Below are 18,400 nucleotides of genomic sequence, written 5' to 3' on the forward strand. Positions count from 1 at the left end.
GCGAAATTACTATATCTCTTCAGAAAATGAGCATGTTATATTCGGATCGGAATGAAAGCGTTTCATTTCGAAAAAGCTGAAATGATAAAATGGGGAGGTATTATCACAATGAAACAAAAGAAACACAAAGCTCTTGCAGCGACGGCTGCGCTCTTATCGGTCGCGACGCTCGCAGCCGCTTGCTCGTCAGGATCGACGGGAGGTTCCGCCGCGGACGGCAAAGCTCCGGCAGGGGCAACAGGGACAGCGCAAGATCAAAAACCGAAGGTCGCTCCGAAAATCGCGATTTATATGAACACAAACGCGATCGCAAGAAAACCGGAAGGCAGCGAACCGAAGGCTTTGGAAGAAGTAACCAATTACGTCAAGGAGCAAACCGGCGTGGAAGCGACGGCGATCATTCCGCCGAAAGGCTCCGAGAAAGACAAGTTAAACGTGCTGCTGGCATCGGGGGAACAGTTGGATCTGTTTCAAGGAGACTGGGATCAGTACAAACAAGCGATCATTCCGCTGAACGATCTGCTCAATAAATACGGACCCGATATTAAAAAAGCGTGGGACGCGGACGCCTGGAAGCTGATGACAGACAAAGACGGGAAAATATGGGGCATTCCGCGGATCATTACGACGGCCCCGTTCCCGATCTGGGTTCGTGCGGATTGGCTGAAGAAGCTGAACCTGCCGATGCCGAAGACGCTGGACGAACTCGAAGGCGTTCTGAAAGCGTTTAAGGAGAAAGATCCTGACGGCAACGGTAAGGAAGACACAATTCCGATTCTGCTGGACGACCGCTTCCAATACGGGCTGGTCGGAGCGTTTACCGAGTTCGGCTACAGCAACTGGGTGGATCCCAAGGATGGCAAGCTGAAAATCCCCGAGCTGCAGCCGGGATATGTCGACTTTCTGGCTAAGATGGCCGATTGGTACCAGAAGGGCTACATTTACAAGGAAACGTTCGCCAAATTCGATGTGCAGCAAATGCTGAAAACAAACCGTGTCGGAGCCGTTGACATCTGGTACTCCGGGCTGACTATCAACGCCCCGTTGGTAGGGCAAACGGTGCCGGAAATGGATTACCAGTTTATTCCTGAGATCAAGGGTCCTAAAGGTTATTTACAAACGGCCTATCCGGGAACGACAACGGCCATGCTGGTCACCAAATCATCGAAAAATCCGGATGCGGTCATCAAGTTTATCAACTGGCAGTATCAGAACGTGGAAAATCATTTGACGTCTTGGTACGGCATCAAGGATAAAAATTGGAAATGGGCCGATCAGCAGAAGAAAACCGTCGAAGTGACGAATCCGAACCCGTATGCGGGCGAATTTATGGTTACCCTCGGTCTTGCCATGGAGACGAAATACGCTCCAAGCGACCCGCTGCGCGCTAAGCATACGCAGTTTTTGAACAACGAGCTGACCAAGTTCGACAAGGTCAAGATGCCGGTCGACCTCGGCATTGTGTATGACAAAGAAGCTTTGAAGGAAAAGGTGCCTAACGCCGGAGATTTGGACCGCCTGCGGAAAGAAGAGGTTATTAAGTTTATTATGGGCGCACGTCCCTTGAGCGACTATAACAAATTCGTTGACGAGCTGTACAAGGCCGGCTTAGATAAATTGATTGATTTTCAAACGGAGGAATATAAGAAGCAGAAGAAATGAGCTTGTCAAGTATGCTGCGGGCTCCTAACCGGGCCCGCAGCATGCCATCCTGCTTTTCGAACAGGAGCGTTGCACCGATGAGAGTACTTATGACTTGGAAAAAACATCAATTTTTTTATTTGCTCATGGTTCCGGGACTGGTGTATTTCTTGATTTTCCATTACATTCCGATGGCCGGCGTGGCGATCGCCTTTAAGGATGTTACGCCGTTCGACGGTCTGCAAGGAATCATTCACGGCGATTGGGTAGGTTTTGCGCAATTTAAACGATTTTTTGCCTCCTATTATTTCTGGAACGTGCTGGGGAATACGGTTATCATCAGCTTTTACAAGCTGTTTTTCGGATTTCCCGCCCCGATCTTGTTTGCTTTACTTCTAAACGAAGTGACAAGCAAATGGTTCAAGCGAAGTGTGCAAACGATCTCGTATTTGCCTCATTTTATTTCCATGGTTGTTGTGGCCGGATTGCTTACGAATCTGCTGTCGACCAACAACGGCATCTTAAATGCAATTATGCTCGCCATCGGCAAACAGCCCATCTCGTTTCTGAGCGATCCGGCTTACTTCCGTACCATCTTGGTGCTGTCCGACATATGGCAGTCTATAGGCTGGGGCAGCATCCTCTATCTCGCCGCGATGACCGGTATCGACCCGCAATTGTACGAAGCGGCCAAGATGGACGGTGCGAACCGCTTAAGGCAGGTGTGGCATATTACGCTGCCGGGCATCAGCTTTGTGATCTCGATTCTGCTTATCCTTAATGTAGGCCGGTTTCTGGAGGCCGGTTTCGAGCAAATCTTTTTGTTGTATTCGCCGGCCGTTTATCAGGTGGCGGACATCGTCGACACCTATGTGTACCGGGAAGGTTTGCTGCAAATGCAATATTCGTTTGCCGCCGCGATTGGCATGTTCAAAAATATCGTTGGCATGACGCTGATCCTGATTTCCAATTATATCGTCAAAAAAATGGATCAGCCCGGGCTGTGGTAGAAGGAGCTGGAATATGAGCATCACCGCTGAGAAAACAACAAAATGGCTGATTTATTTCATCCTTGCGATCGCAACGGTCGTTTTCCTGCTTCCGTTTGTGTCGGTTTTGGCCACTTCGCTTGTCAGTCAGCAGGAGTGGATGCGCAGAGGCGCTTTCATCTTGCTGCCGGAGAAGATCGACTGGACAGCCTACAAGATGGTGCTGTTTAAAAGCAGCTTGATCTGGGGGGCGTACAAGGTCACTTTGTTTCGAGTGGTCGTTGGCACCGCGCTGAATTTAGCCGTGACTTCGATGCTCGCCTACAGCCTCGCGCGCAGAGCGCTGCCGGGGAAAAACGCGGTTGTCACCTTCATCTTTATTACAATGATCTTTCACGGCGGATTAATCCCGACTTATCTTCTGGTCAAATACATCGGACTGCAAAATTCGCTGTGGGCGCTTATTTTGCCGTCGCTGGTCAGCGCGTGGAATACGTTTATTATGAGAAACTTTTTCTTGTCGATCCCGGTTGAACTGGAGGAATCCGCCGTAATTGACGGCGCTTCCAACGCCCGGGTATTTACGCAAATCATCATCCCGCTGTCGCTGCCTTCTTTTGCGACGATTGGGCTGTTTTATGCGGTGCACCATTGGAACGAATGGTTCCAAGCCTCGATTTATTTAAACGATACGCACAAATACCCGGTGCAGGTGTTCATGCGCAACATTTTACTGAGCGGCTCCCTTCAGGACGAGCAGATGGATATGATGGATCAGCTGCCGCCGGCGGAAACGCTGAAATCTGCCGTCATCATGATCAGCACCTTGCCTATATTAGTGCTTTACCCGTTCATTCAGAAATATTTCGTCAAAGGAACGCTTGTCGGTTCCGTCAAAGGATAATACGGAGGCTGCTGCCATGACATTTGATTTGCATACCCATCACCGGCGCTGCGGGCATGCGGCGGGCGATATTGAGGAGTACATCCGCGCCGCAGCCGACTTTGGACTGACCGCCATCGGCATCTCCGATCATTCGCCTTATTTCGCGGCATCGGAGGATCATCCCGCACCAGGGCTGGCCATGGCCGCCAGCGAGTTTCCGAGATACATCGAAGAGATCGTCCGGCTGAAAAAGAAATACGAAGACCGCATTGAAGTACTGGTCGGCGTGGAATCGGACTTTTTTCCGGAGCATGTCGGGAAATATGATCAGATCTACCGGCAGTATCCGCTTGATTACATCATCGGCTCGATTCATGTTACAAACGGCAAACATGTATCTCAGAACATGCATATTTGGTACGAACTGGACGAGGAGCAGTTGGAGCGGGAGCGGGACATTTACTTCGGACTGCTGCAGCAGGCGGCGAAAAGCGGCGTCTTTCACATTATCGGACATATGGATCTTGTGCGCCGCTACTATCGCGATTTTATGGGCACCTGCGGCGCACTCGTCGAGCAGACCGTCAAGGTGTTTGCCGAAACCGGGGTAACGATGGAGATCAATACTTCGGGCATTATGCGCAGCGAAGGCACTAACCCGTGTCTCGAGGTGCTTGAGCTGGCGCACCGCTACGGCGTACCCGTCACGTTTGGCTCCGATGCTCACAAGCCCGTGCGGGTAGGCGAACATTGGGAAGAGGTCATGCGGATGCTGAAGGAAATCGGCTACAGGGAGCTGCAGATGTTCCGGGGACGTCAGCCTGTCCGCATTCCGATCTGAAGGAGGCCGCGTGATGTCACAATCGACTGAGTACTGGGCTAATAATGAGTATGTCCGCATCGCCACCTTCGATCTGAATTCGCGAGAGAGCACACCGCTTGGGGAGCCGTCGCAGCTTCCCGCCGACAGCTTTTTGATCAGCCGTTACAGCGGCAATACTTCGTTCCACATCTTGATCGATGCAGGCAAAAAAGATCAAGCCAAGATGAGGATTATTCCCCAGTTGCTGCAGATGGGCATCGGAAAACTCGATATGGCGGTTGTCTCTCATCCGCATCAGGATCATTTCGGCGGATTTATCGATATTTTGAATTATTCGGGTATCGAAGTTGGGCAATTGATTTACGCGCCCGTCGATGAGAACGATATTGAGCGGGGGGATCTCGATCCGCTCAATTACGAGACATGGCGGGAGTTCACGGAGGTCTTGCGGCAAAGCGGGATCGCCTGCCGAAAAATCATGCGGGACGAAACCGGCGGCACGATCCGCATTGATTCGGATTTGTATTTGGACATTATTGACGTCCCGCTGTTCCGGCAGGATTCGTCGGAGCGGGTCAATATCAATAATTTGAACCTTGTGCTGAAACTTCAGTACAAGGAGTTTACCGCTTTATTTCCGGGAGATTGTGCTGTCAAGCAATCCGGCGAGATTATGGCGTCCGCGGCCGGGGACCGTATTACGGATCTGTTTATGCTCAAGGCGGCCCATCACGGAGGCACTCAATCGCTGACGCCGGAATTTATTGCTTCTTGCAACGCTCGCATCGTCATTATCCCCAGCAATTATTATATCGTGGAGCAAGCCGCCGTATTTGCGGACAATATTCGCGAGTACGGCAAAAACGGGGCAAAGCTGCTGCGAACCGATCTCTATCGGACGATTGAACTCCAGACGGATGGTTACAGCGTGAGGTGCTCGGCGGAATCACCGGACGAAACGGATTACTCCTTTTTCCCCTGATTTTCGATATGCGGAACTCGTAAGCTTTGGGCTTATGGTTCCGTTTTTTCATAGGATTCGGCGGTCCCGCGGCTTCCATGATCAATGACAGAGAACGATGTTTCGAAAAAATATTTGTTTCTCTTTGTAAATAATGATGAAATCACAGATATATCAGTGTATAATTTGATTGATTCATTATTTTTATTGCAGATCCAACGTCCGAAACAAAAGCATCGTGTTTTAAAACAAACATTTTAATGGGGGAAGCGCTTATGAAAGCAGCTGTATTGCAAGGAGTAGGTCAATTACAAGTGATGGAATGGCCGGAACGTGAGCTCGGACCGGAAGAGGTACGGATTCGGGTCAAATGTTGCGGCATATGCGGCACGGATCAGCATATTTATCATGGCCAGCCGGGTTCGGCGGCTGTCAGCACGCCCATCGTGCTCGGTCACGAATTGTCCGGCGAAGTCATGGCTTGCGGATCCGGCGTTACTGCGCTCAAGCCGGGCGATCGTGTCTCGGTTGATCCGAATATGTATTGCGGCGGCTGCGAATATTGCCAAACCGGCCGGCCTCAATTATGCGATCATTTGCAGGCTGTCGGCGTGACGCGGGACGGCGGCATGGGCGAGATTTGCATCGTGCCTGCGGCGAATTGCTACAAGCTGCCGGACAACATGAGTTACGTCGAAGGCGCGATGGTGGAGCCGCTTGGCTGCGTCGTGCACGGCTTCAAAAAGCTCGACGTGAAGCCGGTACATAAAGTGCTGCTGATTGGAGGCGGCTTCATCGGCCAGCTATTTTTGCAGCTGTTCCGCTCACGGGGGCCAGCGCAAATTACGGTCAGCGATCCGGCGGTCGAGAAACACGCGCTGCTGCGTCAGTCCGGCGCTGACGAGACGGTTGTTCCGACGCCGGAGGTAGCGGAGCAACTGCGGAATTCGGCCGACATCGTGGTCGAATGTGTCGGCCGGAAGGAGTCGATGGAGCTGGCGGTTCGGGCGGCACGCAAGGGCGGGCAGGTGCTGCTGTTCGGAGTGGCTTCGCCGCAGACGGGCATCGAGGTATCGCCTTACGAGATTTTTACAAAGGAGCTGCGCATCTACGGCTCGTTTATCAATCCGCATACGCATCCCGATGCGATAGCGCTGCTGCGAAGCGGCATCGTAGAGGTGGAGCGGCTCGTGAGCCATCGCTTCAAGCTCGATGAATTGCCGGAGGCGATGGCCCAATACGGAAAACTAGGCGTGTCCAAAGGGGTTATCGCGCACGAAGGCTAGAACGGACCGGCGTGGCTTTAGAGATCAAAGACGGTAAATTTACGGAGCGCGCCGTCCCGTCCGGCTGAGGGATGACGGCGTTGTCGCGGATGGTTGCGGGGATTGACCCGCAACCTCCTTATTAATCCCGTCAGACCGATGACGGTTCCAACGAAGTCTTCCAGAAACGCGAATCCTCCAATACAATCTCCTCTGTCAGCTTGCGAATGATGCTTGGCTCCCCCTGGCATTCAGCTCATTCGGCGATTCCTCCATATCCGCGGCATGCGGATCAGCCTTGACTTGAAGCGCTCTCCCAATCCGCATCATTTTGCGCAAGTTGAGTTCTGCGACATATACCTGCATTGTCTTCTGAAATAAAATGTAAGCGCTATCAATTTGGTTTTTTCTCGTTTAGGCGTAAATGGGCCATAAAGGATATTGACGAGCCGTGCAGAATATTACTCACATGTTACATACACGACTACCTGTCTAGTAAAGGAATGATGCATATGATTGGCAAACGTTATTTTTTACCTCTGCGAATGAAGTTCCTCATCGTATTTGTTTTGTTAATTACCGTTCCCTATTTTGTAAGCGGTGTGTTCACATACCGTAAATACTCGTCAGATGTTGACCGCAATACCCGTGATTCCACTTTGAAAATTATGGAACAGATGAACTTGAATCTGGACCGATATGTCAAAGAAATCGACCGGTTGACACAAGCCCCTCTGTATGATCAGGATGTGTTGAGGATTTTACTCCATCACAGCGGCAGTTACGATCCGAATCTGTACTTGCCTATCGAAGAATATGGCAAAATAAACTTGTTCTTATCTTCTTTTACGAGTGACCGGGTGGAAATTAAGGGGATTATGATTTTTACGAATGACGGCGGGCTCTTCAGCAGCTCATTGAATAGTATCAAATCTTATTGGCATTCGGAACAAAACGAATGGATGACCGATGTGAAGCGGTTAAGCGGCGGGCTTGTGATTTTGCCGCCGCATTCGGCTAATTATTATGTGCAGCCCCTTGAAGTCATATCGATTGCAAGGGTCATTGTTCATCCGGAGAGCCGGGTTCCCCTGGGCATTATGAAAGTCGATCTTACGATGGAAGGGTTTCAGCGTGTATTGTCTTTAGTTGATTTTACGCCAAACAGCCGTTTCTTTATATATAACCGCGACAAGGTTTTGCTTTACCCGTTTGAGTATAGTCAACATCCGGATTGGGCCTTTGAACGTGTGACTCACAGCACGCCGGATACGATCATGTCCACTGTGTATTCCAATTACAGCAAACTCACTTTGGTTGGACACATACCTCTCGCTGATTTACGCGGGGATGCGCAGGAACTAACGAACTTTACGGTCATTGTGTCCATCATTTCATTGATCGCCGCCTTCGGCATTGCTGTTCTGATCTCCAACCGTCTGGTCAAACCGATCCGTCGGCTGCAAAGCCACATGAAGCAAGTGCAGAGAGGTTCGTTTCAATCCAAAGCGGTTGTTGTCACGCATGATGAAATCGGTCAATTAACCGTTACTTTTAATACGATGGTTGATGAACTGAACCGCTTAGTAAGGGAGGTATATGAGACCCGAATCAGGGAACGCGAAGCGGAGCTTTCCGCTCTGCAGAGTCAGATCAATCCGCATTTTTTATACAATACGTTGGAATCGGTCAATATGCTGGCACTTCATAACGAACAATTGCAAATTTCTGATATCGTTTCAAGCCTGGGCAAGCTGCTTCGTTATACAGTGGAAAAACAGGAAAGGCCGGTAACTTTGAGGGACGAGCTGTTATTTGTAGATAACTATTTGCAAATACAAGCATTCCGTTTGAAAAACCGGCTGCATGCCGTCATCGACATCGAGCCGTCATTTGAGGATTGTTTGGTGCCTAAACTGATTTTACAGCCATTGATTGAAAATGTAATCGAACATGCGCTGAAAAAAGAAACCGTAACGATTAAAATAACAGCCCATTTTCAGAACGATGACCTGGTCATAAGCGTAACTGATAACGGCATTGGACTGACAAGACAGCAAATCCAAGACATTGAAATACGAATAAACAGCAGAACCGCGGCGCAGTATGGACAGCATCGTTTTGGCGAAGAGAACAAAGGGTTCGGGCTGAGAAACGTACACCAGCGTCTGAAAATTTTATACGGTGACAATTATGGATTATTTATTGACAAAGAGGTCAACGAGGGATCATCCTTTATGTTAAAACTGCCTGTATAAATTGGGAGGGGGATTGGCATGTATAAAATCATGATAGCTGAGGATGAAGACCAGATCCGAATAGGCTTAAAGAAAACAATTGAAGAGGTCATCGGCGGCTTTAAGGTTGTGGCGGAGGCGGCAAACGGGAAAGACGCGTTGGACCAATTGCATAAAACATCTCCAGACATTCTCATAACGGATATTCGGATGCCGGAAATGAACGGGATCGAGACGATCCGTAGGGTCAGAGACAATTTTCCGAGTTTATATATCATTATCGTGAGTGGTTACGGGGATTTCGAATATGCCAAGATGGCTATTAAATATCAAGTTGCGGAGTACTTATTAAAACCTGTGAATCGGGTTGAATTGGCTGAAGTTTTGCAGAGTATAAAAAGAAATTTGGATGCCGGAAATATGTCTTCGAACGAGCACGAGCTTACAGATGAAATGAAGGAAGGCCGGCACGCGATCCGCAAAGTGAAGGATATTGTGATGCAAAATATGGCGGAAGATATTTCCTTGCAAAGAGTGGCCGCCCAGGTGAATCTGACTCCTCATTATTTATCTGTATTGTTCAAAACCGTGTCAGGACAAAATTATTCCGATTTTGTTACGGATAGCCGAATGATCAAAGCAAAGCAGCTTCTGAAAGAAACCAACTTGAAGATTCATGAAATCGCCAATATGACCGGATATGTCAGCGCCAAGCACTTTATGAATGTGTTTAAGCAAAGAGTCGGTACGACTCCTTCCGATTATCGTAATCATGGATCTTAAAATCTCGCACCTTTTCACCATTCCCGGTGATTTCTGTTTCTTAAGGCAGCCCTTATACTTAATCACTGAAAGCGTTTAACAAATGGCGCTTAACCTAGATAACGTGGAAAGGGGTATCGAAATAATGCCAGAAACGGAAAAAAGTGCGAATAAAAACGGAAATGCTGCCGAGCGAAAAAACATCGGTGTGATCGATTGCGACATTCATCACAACATCCCGAATATCGAAGCGATTTTCCCTTACTTGCCGAGAAAGTACAAAGAACAAATTGAAATTTGGGGTCCGCTTCACGGTGGGTTTGGATTAAACGGCGGTCTTCACGGCCGGCGATTCGATGCGTTTCCCGGGGGCGGGAAGCAAGCCGGTTCGGATTTGGATTTTATGATAAGGCAGCATTTTGAAGAGTATGACGTCAAATTCGGTATTTTGACCGGCGAATTTGTAGGATGTACGATGGTTCCCGATCCTTATTATGCGGCTGCTTTATGTTCCGCATACAACGATTACACCATTGAGCATTGGTTGGATAAAGATCCGAGATTACGTGGTTCTATCAACATTCCTTACCACGATATTGCCGCTTCCGTGAAGGAAATCGAGCGGGTCGGTTCTCACCCGCAGATGGTTCAAGCGTATGTTCAGGGCGGAGCGATCCATCCGTACGGCCAGAGAAACTATCATCCGATCTATGAAGCTTGTGTGAAACATAACTTGCATTTCGCGATTCACGTCGGCGGAGAAGGCGCAAGCGGCAATGCATCGGCAACAGGAGCAGGCAACCCCTCGTATTATATCGAAAGACGTGCGGCACGCCCGCAAGTGTTCATGGCGCATATGGCCAGTTTTATATTTGAAGGCGTATTCGAGTTATTCCCGCAGCTGCAGGTGCTGTTCATTGAGGCAGGCGTTTTCTGGATCGCCCCTTACATGTGGCGTTTGGATCAGGATTGGCGTGCGCTTCGCCCGCAGACGCCTTGGGTGGAGAAGAAGCCAAGCGAATATTTGCAAACCAATATGTACTTCGGATCGCAGCCGCTCGAGGAAGTGCCGAATAAAGCGCTTTTTGATTTGATGATGGAGGCCACTTACGCTTCAGAACGGATGCTGTTCTGCAGTGACTACCCGCATTGGGATTTCGATTCCCCGAAGTTGACGTTTCCGAAAATGGATAAAAAGATTGCGGACAACATTTTATACAACAATGCAGCCAAGTTATATGGATTGCCGCTGCATGAATCCACGGAGGGATAAGGCATGACGCGTCATTACATCGGGACAACCGATCAATTTACCGTCGGGGAACCGAAGCTGGTTCAAATCAACGGCCGCAAAATCGGGGTTTATCGGCTAAGCGATGACCGATTCCACGCCATCTTAAATTATTGTCCGCATCAAGGAGCAGAGCTGTGCAAAGGACCAGTCACCTCATGGATCAAATCCTCGAGACCGGGCGATTTTCAGTATGAAAAAGAAGGGGAAATCGTCCGTTGTCCTTGGCATGGTTGGGAGTTCGACATTCCGAGCGGATGTATGGTTATTGACCGCAAGATACGGACATTGACTTACGACGTAACCGTTGAGAAATTTGACGTATCGATAGAGCAGGGCAAGGTTTATATCGAAATGTAACCGGTGATCTTCATCATACAAAAAGGAGAAGGGGTTAAGAACAAATGAAAAAAGTGTGGATATCGATCGCAGCCAGTGTGGTGCTCTTGTCGGTTACGGCAGGTTGTTCGTCCGGCGCTAATGTCAAATCAAGCGGTAATGAAGCGAGCGGCACCGTAGATAAAGCGAAGAAAGACATCACCCTCAAGTTGAGTATATGGGGGGATGACAACCGGAAGCGAGTGTTTGAAGATTTAGGCAAAAAGTTTACCGAGAAGCATCCCAACATCAAAGTAGAAGTGATGTTGATCCCTTACGCGGAATATCCGAAGAAAATGTCGATCATGGTAGCAAGCAGGACCGTGCCTGATGTCGCCTGGTTGTATGACGCGATTATTCCTCAGCTGCGCGATTCGGATCAGCTGTTGGATCTAGCGGATTTGTCCAAAGATGCGGCATATGATCTGAACGATATTTATGCGTCGAATATGGATATTTACCGTAAAAATGGGAAATTGTACGGCATCCCGTTCTCAGCGGGTCCTAAAGTATTGTTCTACAATAAAAAACTGTTCCAGGAAAAAGGCTTAAAAACTCCAAACGAGCTGGCCAAAGAGGGAAAATGGACATACGATGAACTGATCAAAACGGTCAAAGCTTTAACCGATCCGTCAAAAGGGATTTACGGCGTGAAATTCGGTGACGGAAGCAACTGGAAGGATGCGCTGACCGATACGATCTGGTCATTTGGCGCGGATATTTTCAATGAAGACGGATCGAAATTTTTATTAAACTCGCCGGAAGGCGAGAAAGTATTCCAAATGTATGATGACATGATGTTTAAAGATTTCATTCATCCGAAACCGGGCGACCAGCTCCCGTTTGAATCCGGTAAAATTGGCATGTATCGCGGTACCTTCAGTTATTCGGCAAGCGCGCGCAAAGCGGAGGGACTCGAATTCGATATCGCTCCGATGCCGAAGGGGCCTAAGGCAGACGCCCCGTTCTATAACGGTGTCTCCGGATACTCTGTGATGAAGGATTCGGAACATCATGCGGAAGCGATTGAATTGCTCAAGTTTTTCACGGACAAAGAAGGAATTAAAGCGCTCCAGTCGACCTTCCCGCCAACACGTAAATCGGTGCTCGAATCCGCTGAATTCGCCAATTTGAATGCGCAGCCTTCGGCAGAGGGCATTAAGCTGGCCATGTCCCAACCCATGATGGCGGGAGGGCGCATAATCCCTACTCCGACCAACTGGCAGCAGATTGATTCGAAAATGCAAAGTATGCTGGATATGCTGTACACCCGGAACGCTTCGGTTAAACAAATGTTGGATCGGATGGAAAAAGAGGTAACCCCTCTGTTGAAGTAAGCGATGTAAGATCGCAGTGTTTGAAATACGTTCTTACCGCTAAACATATCGGGTATCGATCATGGATTGGCGGTAAGAACGAAAGGCGGTAATGATAATGAGCAGATCCGATGCAGTTCAGCAATCCGGCGTCAACGGCCGGGTAATCGTAAAGAGCGGCGGACAATTAAATCGGAGAGAGAAGTGGTATGGCTACGCGTTTGTCATGCCGATGTTGATAGGCTATATCCTGTTTCTATTCGGACCTGTTGTTGCTTCGTTCGTCATGAGTTTCACTAATTGGAACTTAACAAGCGCTTTGAAGTTTGTCGGTTTGGCCAATTACCGGATGGCTTTTTTCGAAGACCCGGTATTTGTGGAAACGATATGGAACACGTTATATTTCACGTTGCTTTTTGTCCCGTTAAATATTGTGATTACTTTGTCTTTGGCTTTGTTAACTCAAAGGTCCATTCCTGGGATCGGCTTTTTTCGGACAGCCATCTTTTCTCCGGTTGTCACCTCCATTGTAGTCTGGGCGATCATTTGGAAATATATATTTCAAACCGATAACGGCTTGGTCAACGCGATATTGAAATGGTTTGGCATCACCGGTCCGGCCTGGCTGTACAATCTGGAATTGGCGATTCCGGTAGTTGTTATTGTCTCCTTGCTCAAAAGCCTAGGGATGAATATGGCGATCTTTTTGTCAGCCTTAAACGGCGTTCCGGCGATGTATTACGAAGCTGCACGAATCGATGGCGCTTCCCGCTGGCGGTCCTTTCTTCATGTGACGCTTCCTTTGATTTCCCCATCCATGTTTCTAGTCGTTATGATTACATTAATCGGTTCGATGAAAGTATTCGGGCAAATTTATATTTTGACCAAAGGCGGTCCGGGGACAAGCACACATGTGATGGTTTATTATATCTACGAGCAAGCTTTCAAATATAATGAGTTCGGATATGGTTCCGCTATATCGTTTGTACTGTTTTTTATCATCTTGCTGTTAACCTTGTTCCAATGGTACGGGAGAAAGAGGTGGGTTCATTATGAAGAGTAACTCCCGCAGCAAGCTGCTCAGCTATTTGCCGCAATATATCGTGTTGATGATCATTGCTGTAGTCAGCCTTATACCGTTTTATTGGATGGCGGTCACCTCGTTAAAAGATTATTCGCAAGTTTTTGTGACACCTCCGAAATGGATTCCGAGTCCTGTTATGTGGAGCAATTACGTGGAGCTGTTTCAGCGTTATCCGTATCACCTTTATTTTTTTAACAGCTTGTATATTGCCGTTCTGGTGACGGCAGGCACCTGTCTGGTAGCATCGTTGGCCGGATATGCCATTGCCAAAGTATCGTTTCCTTTTAAAAATGCTATTTTTCTTTTTTTGCTCAGCAGTATGATGATTCCGACCGAGTCGACGGCTATTCCGCTATTCATTTGGTTCGGAAAACTAGGAGTTATCGACACTCATTTTCCTTTGATTGTTCCGGCCATTCTCGGAGCAGGCGGCACCTTCGGCGTATTTTTAATGCGGCAGTTTTTTGTCACGATTCCGGATGAACTGAGCGAGTCAGCCAAAATGGACGGGTGTACGCCATTCCGGATATATTGGAATATTATGCTGCCTCTGGCCACCCCTGCTATTGCCACATTATCGATATTAACGTTTTTGCATAGCTGGAATGAATTTTTCGAGCCGTTAGTTTATCTCAATAGCAGCGATTTATATACGATACCGTTGGCGCTGTCGATGTTCACGGATGAGGGCGGAACCAAGGGACATCTGATCATGGCTGCTTCTATGGTAGCTACGATTCCGCTATTGGCCGTATTTTTCTCGGCACAGAAGAAGTTTATTGAAGGAATCACGATGACCGGGTTGAAATAATCATGTTGTTTGGCCGTCCGATTTGGAGGCCACTGAAAAAGTGAACGCTGTATGAGCAAATTATTCCTCCGCTCGCCAATTGTCTCCGAATTTCTTAGATTATACCCGCTCATGGCGGGTGAAATTTGGAGACAAAAGCGAACGCTGGCGCTTCTCCAGAATAATTTCGCTCACTTCGCTTCTTTTCAGAGGCCTCCCGATTTGGGCGGTTCTTTATTGTTCTTAGGTAACGGAAATCAAATTCATCCCATCCGGCTCCCGGAAAGAAGAAATAGAGCCGGCTGCGTCTTGTTGAGAAAAGATTAATGACATGTATATTTTATTACATGTCATTAATTATCTGGTTTTTTGGGGTACTTTCCGCTAGGAGTCTGTCTGACGGATTGATTCTCGTCGGACAGCCTCCTATTTGATGGTAGATAATTCCGGCCGATCGGCGCCTGATTTGCGCCGTGCGGAAAGCACGTAGCTGCATCCCGATTTTTGTGGCATAATGTTGTTACTTATGGGACATAGACGACACGGAAAACGGTTCAAGCGGCCGGCTGCAGAAAGCCGTAAACGCGCCGTCAGGCGGAAGGGGTAACGGTAGACGGTGAAAACGATACAAGGAAAAATGTTCGTCGCATTCGGCTTGACCATTCTGCTGGCGATAATTGTCATCGCTTACAGCTCGTATTACAGCTCGGCCAAAGTCATTGAGCGCAACGCGACCTCGTATATATCGGATCGGATTCAGGGGGCCAACGACAATCTGCAATCGATGGTGGAGGAAGCGGACAATGTTGCCAAATCGATCGTCATCCGCGACTTGATCCACCAAAGCTTGGTCAGCCATACCGAGGCGCCGACGCTGGAATGGTTCCAGGAAAAGAAGGCGGTGGAGGAGTTTCTCGGATCGATGGCCGCCTTCAAAAATTATGTGCGGCAAATTACCGTCATCGGTCAAGGCGATGTCGTGTTTTACACCGGTTACCGTGCGGGAAATTCCGAATTTGTCGCATCGCTGTGGCGGGACCCGCAAATCCGCGAAAACCGGCGCCATCTGCTTTTCGATCCGTCGGGGAGCGGCCGCATTATGCTTGTCCGCCCCGTGTTGTCCAGCGGAGATTTGATCGGCCTCTGCATCGTCGATTTCGACCCGAATCTAATCAGGCAGGTATACGAAATCGAGCCGTTATCGGAAACGGTGGTGTCGGTTATCGATGAAAGCGGCAGCATCATGTACGATTCCAGAACCGAACGCATCGGCAGCAGGCTGGAGGATCGGCAGCTGCTTACGCTGCTGGCGGGCGTGGATCCCGGCAAATGGAAAAGCAGCAAGGTAAGCATGGACAACCGGCCGTATTTGGCGGTATTGTCGCGCTCGGCCTACACCGGCTGGGCTACCGTGACGATGGTGCCGCTTTCCGTGTTGCTCAGCGAAGTGAAGGGCATCGGCAGCCAAATTTTGACGATGACGGTTATCGTGCTTGCGGCTGTGCTGCTCGTATCCATTTTTCTCTCCAAGCAAATAACCAAAAACATCAAGCGGCTGCACAGTGCGATGAGGCTGGTCCGCGAGGGTCATATGAATGCGCGGCCGCGCATCAAAATCGACGATGAAATCGGTCAGCTCAGCGACATGTTTGTGTCCATGATGGACCATCTTCAAGAGCTGCTGCACAAGGTCAAAACGCAGGAAAGAGAACGGCGTGAAGCCGAATACCGCGCGCTGCAGGCGCAGATCAAGCCGCATTTCTTATACAACACGCTCAATACGATCAAATATTTGGCGCGAATCCAGCATGCTCCCAACATCGAGGAAATTTCCGGTTCGCTGATCGAGCTGATGCGATTTGCCATTGACCCGCAGCGGGAAATGATTGCGGTCCGCGAAGAGCTGGAACAGGTCGACAGATATGTGCGCATCCAGCGGTATAAGTTTTTGGACCGGATCACGGTGAACGTGAAGGCGGAGGAGGAAGTGCTGGACTGCCTCATTCCGAAGCTGATTGTGCAGCCGATTGTGGAAAATGCGATGAATCACGGGCTGGGCACAACGGACCGGGAAGGCACCGTCTCGATCCGCATATACAGCGACGGGCCGTTGCAGCTCAAGCTGAGCGTAACGGACGACGGGACGGGCATGGATTCGGCAACGCTGGAGCGCATAAACAGCTGCGATCATGACAAGTCAATCGACTTGTCCCGCACAGGAGGCATTGGTCTCAGCAACATTCGCGAACGGCTGCAGCTCGCTTACGGGGAGCCCTATGGACTCAGCATTTACAGTCAGCCGGGCGTATTTACGACCGTCGAAATGACAATACCGCAAGTGAGAAGGAGGAACGGCATTGCAACTCAAGGTTATATCCGTGGATGATGAATGGCTTGTACGCAACCACTTGCGCTCCCTGATCGATTGGGAGCGGCTTGGGTTTACACTGTGCGGCGAAGCCGGCGACGGAGCCGAGGCGCTGGAGCTGATTCGCGAGCTGCAGCCGCATCTGGTTATTGCCGATATGAATATGCCCGGAATGGGCGGTGTGGAGCTCGTCCGGCACATATCCGAGATGTATCCGCAGGTTAGAATTATCGCGTTAAGCAGCTACGATTCTTACGATTACGTGCGCGGCTCGCTGCACTACGGCGCCATGGATTACTTGCTGAAGCATTCGCTGACGCCGGAAGCGCTCATCCAAGTGCTTGGCCGCGTCAAGGAGAAGATGAGCGAAGAGCTGGCCCAGATTAACGCCCGCGAACGGGAGCGGCTGAAATGGGAGGCGGCGGGTCCGGCCGTCAGCCAAAGTTACTTGAAAGAACTGCTGATCGGAGCCGGTACGCCGGAGGCACGGCGCAAATACGTCGAGTATTTTCAAGATATGCCTTATGGCCGGGACGGTCAGCAGCATGTGCTGTTTCTGATGAAGCTGATTCATTTCGATTCGCTGCCTTTGCGTATGAACGAGCAGGAGCTGACGTTGTTTATCCGCTCTGTTACTGACATGGCAATGCAAATCGTGGCCGACGCGGGCTGTGCCGTTTATTTGGAGCGCGGGTCCTTTGGCGTGTTGTTTTCGCTGGAGAACGAACGCAGTGAATACGGCATGCTGCAGCGTGTCGAAGCCAAAAAGTCGCGCTTGGAGAAATCGCTGGAACTGTACTTTAATTCGGCAGGCATTGTTCTTGGTTCTGCGATGTTTGACAGCATCGCTGCGATCTCCGTTCAATTCACCGAGCTGCGGAGCCGCTTGGACGAGTTGCAGGGTTACAAGCCGAAGGCGGAGCGCCACGGCGGGGCTCCGGCGTCATTGGTCACGCTGAACCAAGAGAAGGAACTGCTTGCTGCCGCCGAAGCGTGTGACGCCGCGGAAACGTCGCGTATTGTCAAGGAGATTGTCAAGGCGTGCGCGGCGAACGAGGCGGCTTTCCGGCGCGGCGCAGCCAGCGTCAGCGCGGAACTGATCCAGCTTGCCGTGAAAATTGCACAAAAGGCCGGTATGGATGCGGAGTGGATTTTTCAGGAAATGAAGGCCGGTCTGTCTGCGCCCAAAAACGGGCAGGAGCTGGAACGCAATCTTCAAGCGTTGTTCGCCAGGTTAATTGAGGAGCTGAGCCTGCATCAAACCTCGGCCCGTTATTCCAGATATGTGGCGCAAGCCGTGCGCATCATTCAGCAGCGCTACAGCGAAGGCATTACGTTGGAGGAAACCTCGGAAGAGCTGCATATTACACCGTCTTACTTAAGCAGGTTGTTTAAGGAGGAGACGGGAGCAACGTTCACCGAATACGTGACCGCCTACCGGATTGACCGGAGCGCACAATTGATCCGCACGCGGGCATGCTCCGTGAAGGAAATTTATCAGCTGGTCGGCTTCAACAGCTACAGCTATTTCATCAAGCTGTTCAAGGAGCATATGGGCGAAACGCCCCACGTGTACGCAAGTAAGTACGGCAAATAACTCGGCGTGTGG

Annotated in this window: 15 protein-coding genes; all 15 read left to right on the forward strand. The window is 49.7% G+C overall.

Going from position 1 to position 18,400, the window contains the following annotated elements; all coding sequences use genetic code 11:
- Positions 1 to 108: 108 nt before the first annotated feature.
- The 15 genes from EYB31_RS12025 (at position 109) to EYB31_RS12095 (ending at position 18,388) form a co-directional block, all read left to right on the forward strand.
- Positions 109 to 1,662 (forward strand): type 2 periplasmic-binding domain-containing protein, encoded by a 1,554-nt coding sequence (locus EYB31_RS12025; protein WP_131013583.1) that lies wholly within the window; start codon positions 109 to 111, stop codon positions 1,660 to 1,662.
- 77 nt (positions 1,663 to 1,739) lie between these two features.
- Entirely contained in the window at positions 1,740 to 2,651 is a 912-nt protein-coding gene (locus EYB31_RS12030) for an ABC transporter permease (protein WP_240762354.1), read from the forward strand.
- 13 nt (positions 2,652 to 2,664) lie between these two features.
- Positions 2,665 to 3,534 carry a carbohydrate ABC transporter permease gene (locus EYB31_RS12035; RefSeq protein ID WP_131013584.1) on the forward strand — a complete coding sequence of 290 codons (870 nt, stop codon included), beginning with the start codon at positions 2,665 to 2,667 and terminating at the stop codon, positions 3,532 to 3,534.
- A gap of 16 nt (positions 3,535 to 3,550) precedes the next feature.
- Positions 3,551 to 4,357, forward strand: a complete 807-nt coding sequence (locus EYB31_RS12040; RefSeq protein ID WP_131013585.1) for a histidinol-phosphatase — start codon at positions 3,551 to 3,553, stop codon at positions 4,355 to 4,357.
- Positions 4,358 to 4,370: 13 nt separating this feature from the next.
- Complete coding sequence (locus tag EYB31_RS12045; protein ID WP_131013586.1) at positions 4,371 to 5,321, forward strand: ComEC/Rec2 family competence protein; 951 nt, start codon at positions 4,371 to 4,373, stop codon at positions 5,319 to 5,321.
- A gap of 254 nt (positions 5,322 to 5,575) precedes the next feature.
- Positions 5,576 to 6,586 (forward strand): zinc-dependent alcohol dehydrogenase family protein, encoded by a 1,011-nt coding sequence (locus EYB31_RS12050; RefSeq protein ID WP_131013587.1) that lies wholly within the window; start codon positions 5,576 to 5,578, stop codon positions 6,584 to 6,586.
- Between the two features lie 491 nt (positions 6,587 to 7,077).
- A complete protein-coding gene (locus EYB31_RS12055) occupies positions 7,078 to 8,823 on the forward strand; it encodes a sensor histidine kinase (protein WP_165452366.1) in 1,746 nt (581 codons plus the stop codon).
- 18 nt (positions 8,824 to 8,841) lie between these two features.
- Positions 8,842 to 9,585: a response regulator transcription factor gene (locus tag EYB31_RS12060; RefSeq protein ID WP_131013589.1), complete on the forward strand. Its 744-nt coding sequence runs from the start codon at positions 8,842 to 8,844 to the stop codon at positions 9,583 to 9,585.
- Positions 9,586 to 9,709: 124 nt separating this feature from the next.
- On the forward strand, positions 9,710 to 10,837 hold the full coding sequence (locus tag EYB31_RS12065) for an amidohydrolase family protein (protein ID WP_165452367.1): 1,128 nt from the start codon (positions 9,710 to 9,712) through the stop codon (positions 10,835 to 10,837).
- Positions 10,838 to 10,840: 3 nt separating this feature from the next.
- A complete protein-coding gene (locus tag EYB31_RS12070; RefSeq protein ID WP_131013591.1) occupies positions 10,841 to 11,215 on the forward strand; it encodes a Rieske (2Fe-2S) protein in 375 nt (124 codons plus the stop codon).
- Positions 11,216 to 11,259: 44 nt separating this feature from the next.
- Positions 11,260 to 12,570, forward strand: coding sequence for an ABC transporter substrate-binding protein (locus EYB31_RS12075; RefSeq protein ID WP_131013592.1), 1,311 nt, complete (start codon positions 11,260 to 11,262; stop codon positions 12,568 to 12,570).
- A 97-nt stretch (positions 12,571 to 12,667) separates the two neighbouring features.
- Complete coding sequence (locus tag EYB31_RS12080; RefSeq protein ID WP_131013593.1) at positions 12,668 to 13,612, forward strand: carbohydrate ABC transporter permease; 945 nt, start codon at positions 12,668 to 12,670, stop codon at positions 13,610 to 13,612.
- A complete protein-coding gene (locus EYB31_RS12085) occupies positions 13,602 to 14,444 on the forward strand; it encodes a carbohydrate ABC transporter permease (RefSeq protein WP_131013594.1) in 843 nt (280 codons plus the stop codon). The genes EYB31_RS12080 and EYB31_RS12085 overlap by 11 nt, the downstream gene beginning before the upstream one ends.
- A 595-nt stretch (positions 14,445 to 15,039) precedes the next feature.
- Positions 15,040 to 16,809: a sensor histidine kinase gene (locus tag EYB31_RS12090; RefSeq protein ID WP_131013595.1), complete on the forward strand. Its 1,770-nt coding sequence runs from the start codon at positions 15,040 to 15,042 to the stop codon at positions 16,807 to 16,809.
- Positions 16,781 to 18,388: a response regulator transcription factor gene (locus EYB31_RS12095; RefSeq protein ID WP_131013596.1), complete on the forward strand. Its 1,608-nt coding sequence runs from the start codon at positions 16,781 to 16,783 to the stop codon at positions 18,386 to 18,388. Before EYB31_RS12090 ends, EYB31_RS12095 begins: the two co-directional genes overlap by 29 nt.
- Positions 18,389 to 18,400: the final 12 nt, after the last annotated feature.

This window comes from Paenibacillus thalictri, assembly GCF_004307995.1.
GTDB classification, from domain to species: domain Bacteria; phylum Bacillota; class Bacilli; order Paenibacillales; family NBRC-103111; genus Paenibacillus_AF; species Paenibacillus_AF thalictri.

Bases quoted from the DNA above. Each gene is read 5' to 3' on its own strand.
- EYB31_RS12025 (WP_131013583.1), top strand. From the start codon at position 109: ATGAAACAAAAGAAACACAAAGCTCTTGCAGCGACGGCTGCGCTCTTA.
- EYB31_RS12030 (WP_240762354.1), top strand. From the start codon at position 1,740: ATGAGAGTACTTATGACTTGGAAAAAACATCAATTTTTTTATTTGCTC.
- EYB31_RS12035 (WP_131013584.1), top strand. From the start codon at position 2,665: ATGAGCATCACCGCTGAGAAAACAACAAAATGGCTGATTTATTTCATC.
- EYB31_RS12040 (WP_131013585.1), top strand. From the start codon at position 3,551: ATGACATTTGATTTGCATACCCATCACCGGCGCTGCGGGCATGCGGCG.
- EYB31_RS12045 (WP_131013586.1), top strand. From the start codon at position 4,371: ATGTCACAATCGACTGAGTACTGGGCTAATAATGAGTATGTCCGCATC.
- EYB31_RS12050 (WP_131013587.1), top strand. From the start codon at position 5,576: ATGAAAGCAGCTGTATTGCAAGGAGTAGGTCAATTACAAGTGATGGAA.
- EYB31_RS12055 (WP_165452366.1), top strand. From the start codon at position 7,078: ATGATTGGCAAACGTTATTTTTTACCTCTGCGAATGAAGTTCCTCATC.
- EYB31_RS12060 (WP_131013589.1), top strand. From the start codon at position 8,842: ATGTATAAAATCATGATAGCTGAGGATGAAGACCAGATCCGAATAGGC.
- EYB31_RS12065 (WP_165452367.1), top strand. From the start codon at position 9,710: ATGCCAGAAACGGAAAAAAGTGCGAATAAAAACGGAAATGCTGCCGAG.
- EYB31_RS12070 (WP_131013591.1), top strand. From the start codon at position 10,841: ATGACGCGTCATTACATCGGGACAACCGATCAATTTACCGTCGGGGAA.
- EYB31_RS12075 (WP_131013592.1), top strand. From the start codon at position 11,260: ATGAAAAAAGTGTGGATATCGATCGCAGCCAGTGTGGTGCTCTTGTCG.
- EYB31_RS12080 (WP_131013593.1), top strand. From the start codon at position 12,668: ATGAGCAGATCCGATGCAGTTCAGCAATCCGGCGTCAACGGCCGGGTA.
- EYB31_RS12085 (WP_131013594.1), top strand. From the start codon at position 13,602: ATGAAGAGTAACTCCCGCAGCAAGCTGCTCAGCTATTTGCCGCAATAT.